The 6,147-nt window shown below is 60.5% G+C and carries 6 protein-coding genes; 1 reads left to right on the forward strand and 5 read right to left on the reverse strand.

Features of this window, described 5'->3' with window-relative positions:
• Positions 1-2,475 (forward strand): hypothetical protein (locus DBR30_RS01875; protein ID WP_108588168.1); only part of this gene is annotated, 2,475 nt, incomplete at its 5' end.
• Positions 2,476-2,558: 83 nt separating this feature from the next.
• On the opposite strand, the gene hemB is transcribed toward DBR30_RS01875, so the two are convergent.
• From hemB to tatA, 5 genes are all read right to left on the reverse strand, one after another.
• Positions 2,559-3,575: a porphobilinogen synthase gene (gene hemB, locus DBR30_RS01880; RefSeq protein WP_108541191.1), complete on the reverse strand. Its 1,017-nt coding sequence runs from the start codon at positions 3,573-3,575 to the stop codon at positions 2,559-2,561.
• Positions 3,576-3,578: 3 nt separating this feature from the next.
• Complete coding sequence (locus tag DBR30_RS01885; protein ID WP_108541192.1) at positions 3,579-4,364, reverse strand: TatD family hydrolase; 786 nt, start codon at positions 4,362-4,364, stop codon at positions 3,579-3,581.
• A 188-nt stretch (positions 4,365-4,552) separates the two neighbouring features.
• Positions 4,553-5,308, reverse strand: coding sequence for a twin-arginine translocase subunit TatC (gene tatC / locus DBR30_RS01890; protein WP_108541193.1), 756 nt, complete (start codon positions 5,306-5,308; stop codon positions 4,553-4,555).
• The gene (tatB, locus tag DBR30_RS01895; RefSeq protein WP_108541194.1) at positions 5,305-5,769 is read right to left on the reverse strand and encodes a Sec-independent protein translocase protein TatB; all 465 of its coding nucleotides are present in this window, start codon (positions 5,767-5,769) and stop codon (positions 5,305-5,307) included. Before tatB ends, tatC begins: the two co-directional genes overlap by 4 nt.
• A 3-nt stretch (positions 5,770-5,772) precedes the next feature.
• Positions 5,773-6,024 (reverse strand): Sec-independent protein translocase subunit TatA, encoded by a 252-nt coding sequence (tatA, locus tag DBR30_RS01900; RefSeq protein WP_005339385.1) that lies wholly within the window; start codon positions 6,022-6,024, stop codon positions 5,773-5,775.
• Positions 6,025-6,147: the final 123 nt, after the last annotated feature.

Here is a 6,147-nt window from a genome sequence, read left to right on the forward strand (position 1 = left end):
TATCTCCTGGCCCATACCGCTGGCAAAAACTACTACATCTATGACCTGCGCAAACTGGCTGATGCCATCGCCAGCAACACCCCGCTGGCGCCTGAGCAGGTGATCGCCGACAACAATCTGCAAAAAATCGACATGGATGGCGATCGGCTGGTGGTGAACTTCAAGGACCGCATCGAATGGCATGATGCCGATACCCTGATCGCCAACGACTTTCAGTTCAAGAACCCGACCTTTACTGTCCGGGAGATCAACCAGCAGCCCGTGGCGGCGCTGAAAGATCTCCAGCTGGCGGGCTCGGCGCTTGTCACCGCCAACGAACGCGGCCTGGGTTTCAACCAGCTGCTGAGCAAGGAGATCAGCTTCACGGCCGACGAGCAGTTGCCGGCTCGCCCGCTGATCTTCGATCAGCTGATGCCGGCCACAGTCAGCTACATACTGCGCAATGACGAACCCTACGAGGTGCTGATCGATCGCGCCCAGCGTTCGGTCAACATCAATTCGCTGGTCAAGACCGAGCTGCTTGATAACGACACGGTGCGCATCACCAACTATGCCGCCAGAGAGCTGCATGACATTAATATCGAGTCACGCCTGAACGGTATCAACAAGTGGCTGATCCTGGGCCAGCTCGATCGCCTGCCCGCCTATGCCCAAATCACCCTGCCACTGAGCGCCTTTGGCGAGCAGGGACGCTTCAACAGCGCCAGCCGCGACGGGGTGTTTGATCTCAACAACCTGCTCGACAACAGCATTAATCTGCCAGCCAAGTTCGAGCACAGGTTCAGCTCCAACTCGGATCCGTTTGCCCAGAAGCTGGCACGCCTCAAGCCAAGCTGGAACGTGCGCTTCGCCACCAACACCAGCGGCTCCTGGCGCCCCATCAATGCCCTCTACGCCCGCGAGTGGCTGATCATCACCACCAACCTGGCCTACATGGTCTCGACCGAGGAGTTCAAACACGTCTGGTACAACTTCAAGACGGTGAACGGCTACGAGATGTTCGGCAATGGCGGCAACAGCTATGTGCCGAACGGGATCTTTACGGCAGCCGATTATGACTACTACTACCACAGCCTGATGAAGCGCCCCTACCTCAACCTGGGGATCACCGCCATGGGGGGCGGGCTGGGGAGTGGTGGCATCACCGGGGTCGATACCTTTAACTTTGTCAGCCACTACTACGGCAGCTGGGGCATCATTGCCCACGAATTTGGCCACGGCTTCGATGGGAAGTCCTACAGCCATGAGAGCGCGTTTGCCCGTGGCAGCCACGGCTGGCATCCCCTGATGACGGGTATGGCCAACTACCATATCCGCAAGGGCGACCTGCCCTATCTGGACGATGATCTCAACGGCTTCCACAAGCCGGAAAACGACATCTATCGCTACAACTCGGTAAGCCAAGGGGCTCGCAAGCACCGCGCTGACAGCCACATGTACTATACCGACCACTACTTCATGCAATTCTCCACCATGCCGCAAGGCTGGGTAGCCAACGGCAGCGACTTCAGTGCCGGGCAGCTGGCGGCCCTGACCAATCAGGAGCGCCTGCTGATGGGATGGATCCCCAAGGAGTCGGAGAAAGGCAATCTCTGCCGGTTCACCTTCCAGGATGGCGAACAGTACTACGGGTACGTCGAACAGCGGGCTGATGGTCTGCTCTGTGATGCCGGATCCCTGATCCGTTATCGTCAGCCCGATGGCCAGTTTGTGCCGCTGGTCTCGGCCATCAACCAGTTTGACTGGCTGTCACTCCACCACAAGGGCAAGCTGGATCAGCCAGTGCTGCACCAGAATGGTCGCCAGCTCTGCTACAAGAATGTGGCGGGCTTTTACGGTATCGGCTTCGTCAATGACAACAAACAGTGCACCCAGTTGCCCAACGTCTATCAGACCAATGGCAAGCACTGGCTGACCAGCTCCGGCTGGACCGGTCTCACCTACCTGAGCGGGGACTTCATCCTGCCCACTACAGGTAGCAGCAGTGACTTCACCGTCACCGATCTGGCGGCCGAATATCTCATCGTCAACGGCGCGATCGACTTCAACCTCACGCTGACCACCGCCAACCCGGTGACCGTCACCGCGACCCTGTTGCAGGATGGCAATCCGGTCGCCACCGGCAGCGCCCTGATCGATGGTCAGGGTTCCCTGCAGCTGACGCAGTCGGGCCTTGCGGCCGGCAGTTACGAGCTGTTGCTGGCGGGCATGGCTGAGGGGAGCAAGCAGGGCTTCGAGCGCCGCTTCACCCTGGCGTTGGTGGAACAGGCTCCGGGTGGTGACAGTGACGGTGGTAACGGCAGCTACCCGGCCTATGCTGCGGGCACCGCTTATCAGAGTGGCGAACGGGTCAGCAATAACGGTGGCGACTACGAGTGCAAACCCTGGCCCTACAGTGGGTGGTGTGGCGGCTCGACCAGCCACTATGCACCGGGTACCGGCAGCCACTGGAGCGATGCCTGGACCAAGCTGTAATCATCCGCTCGTGACCAAAAGAGAGCCATAACGATAGAGGGGGAGCCATCGGCTCCCCCTCTCGTTTATCTCTTCAACCCGGCTTAACGGGCATCTTCCTTCAGCCACTGCGCTACGCGCCTGGCGAAGTAGGTGAGGATGCCATCGGCCCCGGCCCGCTTGAAGCAGAGTAGAGACTCCATGATGGTCTCCTTCTCTTTCAGCCAGCCGTTCTGGATCGCCGCCATGTGCATGGCGTACTCGCCGCTGACCTGATAGGCGAAAGTCGGCACGCCGAACTGATCCTTCACCTGACGAACCACGTCCAGATAGGGCATGCCCGGCTTGACCATCACGCTGTCGGCCCCTTCCTGAATATCCAGCGCCACTTCGTGCAGGGCTTCGTTACTGTTGGCCGGATCCATCTGATAGGTGGCCTTGTTGCTCTTGCCGAGGTTGCCGGCAGAGCCAACCGCATCACGGAACGGGCCGTAGTAGCAGGAAGCGTACTTGGCGGAGTAGGCCATGATCTGGGTGTTGATGAAGCCGTTCTCTTCCAGCGCCGCGCGGATGGCGCCGATGCGGCCATCCATCATGTCGGACGGCGCGACTATATCGACCCCGGCTTCGGCGTGGGAGAGTGCCTGCTTGATCAGGATCTCGGTGGTGATGTCGTTCAGCACATAGCCTTCGTCATCGATGATGCCATCCTGACCGTGGGTGGTGAACGGATCGAGCGCCACGTCGGTGATGACCCCCAGCCCCGGGAAGCTGGCCTTGAGGGCACGCACAGTGCGCTGGGCCAGCCCGTTCGGGTTGTAGGCCTCTTCCGCCATCAGGCTCTTGCTCTCCAGCGGGGTCACCGGGAACAGGGCAATGGCAGGCACGCCCAGCTCCACCAACTCGGCAGCCTCTTCCAACAGCAGATCGATGGAGAGACGCTCCACCCCCGGCATGGAGGGAACGGCTTCCCGACGATTCTCCCCCTCCAGCACGAACACCGGATAGATGAGATCGTTGACGGTCAGTACGTTCTCGCGCACCAGACGACGACTGAAATCATGTTTGCGCAGACGGCGCAGGCGGCGGCCCGGAAAGGCGCCCGGAAGAGTTGTAGCCATGAATCACTCCTGGAGAGGAAGTTGGAAGAACGCGGCGGAGGTGGCCCGGGTGTGGGCCAGCAAGGCCTCGGGCGCTTCACCACGACAGGCCGCCACCACCTGGGCGATGTGCGGCAAAAAAGCAGGTTCGTTGCGTTTCGGGCGAGGTTTCAGATCCCGCGGCACCAGATAGGGGGCGTCGGTCTCGATCATCAGGCGGCCAGCTGGAATACGGGCCACCTGCTCGCGCAGCAGCTGGCCGCGGCGTTCGTCGCAGAGCCAGCCGGTCACCCCGATATGCAGCCCCAACGCCAGACACTCGTCCAGCTCCTCATCGGAACCGGTGAAGCAGTGCAGCACGGCTCCCGGTAGTTTCGGCAACCAGGGACGGAGGATCTCGATAAAACGGGCGTGGGCATCGCGGCAGTGGAGAAACACCGGCATCCCGAGCTCGGCGGCCAGTGCCAGCTGGGCGTCGAACACAGCGTCCTGCACCGGACGGGGTGAGAAGTCGCGATTGTAGTCGAGGCCGCACTCGCCAATAGCCACCACCTGTGGCAAGGCTGCCAGCTCGCGCAAGGCGGGCAGGGTCGCCTCATCGACACTCTTGGCATCGTGAGGATGGACCCCGGCGGTGGAGAAGCAGTAGCCCGGCCAGCGGGCGGCCAACTCTACGCTCTCGCGGCTGCCGGCCAGATCGGTACCGGTCAGGATCAGCGCCTCCACTCCGGCGGCACGGGCACAGGCCACCAGCTCAGCCTGCTCGCCGGCGAACTGGCTGCTGGTCAGATTTAAACCGATATCGATCATGGGATGAGACGTTCCGAACAAAAGGAATACATATCAGGTATTTGAAAACCATCTACCGAATGGGGCCTTACCATACGCCTCGAACGGGAGCATGAAAAGAGGAAGGGAGCCTCAGCTCCCCTCGTTCTGCTATTCCTGCGGACTTCGTCATCCTCTCGCCGTCCGGCGAACAAGTGACGAACAGAGCCTCAGCTCTCCACATCCGGTTGTTCCTGTTGCTCTTCATCCTCTTTCTTCACGTAGAAACGGGCGAAGAACAGACCTATCTCCCACAGCGCCCACATAGGAATGGCGAGCAGGGTCTGGGAGAAGACATCAGGCGGCGTCAGCAACATGCCGACCACAAACACCCCGACGATGACGTAGGGACGCTTCTCCTTCAGGTTCTTGGGGGTGGTCACACCGGTCCAGCACAGCAATATGGTGGCTACCGGAATTTCGAACGCCACCCCGAACGCGAAGAACAGGGTCAGTACGAAGTCCAGGTAGCTGGCGATGTCGGTCGCCACCGTCACCCCGGCGGGCGCGGTGCTGGTGAAGAAACCGAACACCAGCGGGAACACCACGTAGTAGGCGAACGCCATCCCTGCGTAGAACAGCAGGGCACTGGAGACCACCAACGGCATGATTAGCCGCCGTTCATGCTGGTACAAACCGGGGGCGATAAAGGCCCAGGCCTGATAGAGCAGATAGGGGATCGCCACGAAGAAGGAGACCACCAGGGTCAGCTTGATCGGCGTCAGGAAGGGGGTCGCCACATCCGTCGCGATCATGCTGGTCCCTTCCGGCAGCTGGCTGAGCAGCGGCTGAGCCACGAAGTCGTAGATGTTGTTGGAGAAGTAGATCAGCGCCAGAAACACCACCAAGATGGCGGAAATGGAGCGCAGCAAACGGGTTCTCAGCTCAACCAGATGGCTGATCAGGGGTTGTTCGGCCTGACTCATGGCTTCACCTCCCCTTTTACTGCGGACTCACTGACCGGCACCGGCTCGCTCTCCCGCTGGCTGTTGACCGGCGGCACATCGTGGCTCAGCTGCACTGCAGGCTCCACTGGCATGACAGCCTCAGCCTGAGCGACCGGCTCGGGGCGCGGCGGACGGATCTCGTTCTCCACCTGATAGGGGCGATTGACCGACTGGGCCGCCGCCTTGAGCTGTTCGATGGACTCCTGCAGCTCGGGGCTCAGGTTGCTCATCTGCAACTGTTCGGCCTTCTTGAGGTCGTTATGCAGCTCTTGCAACTTGAGCTCCTGCTCCAGCTCGGACTTGACCGAGTTCGCGGTCGAACGAATGAGGCGGATCCAGTGGGTAGCCGTGCGGATGGCAACCGGCAGCCGCTCGGGCCCCAGTACCACCAGTGCTACCACACCGATAACGACCAGCTCCCAAAAACCGATATCGAACATGGCTTAGGCCTGGTCTTTGTCTTTCTGTTTGGCGGTCTCACTGCTCTGAGTGGCCGCTTCGTTCAGCTGTTTCGGGGGAAACTCGGCATCTTTCTGCTCGGCCTTGGCATCAGCCGGCTCGTCGGAGAGGGCTTTCTTGAACCCTTTGACCGCCGCACCCAGATCACCGCCAATACCGCGCAGTTTCTTGGTACCGAACAGCAGCACGACGATGACTGCAATGATCAACAATTGCCAAATACTGATACCACCCATGATTTTCTCTCCAGAACAGGCGCCTGACGGCGCGGTTGTTGATTAATGGGAACGGGTTCGCAACCAGCCGACCAGCCAGCAGAGGGCTGCACCGGCGAGACTGGCTTGTCCCCACTCAATGTG

Origin of the sequence: Aeromonas sp. HMWF017, assembly GCF_003061465.1 — a bacterium.
Taxonomy (GTDB): Bacteria; Pseudomonadota; Gammaproteobacteria; order Enterobacterales; family Aeromonadaceae; genus Aeromonas; species Aeromonas veronii.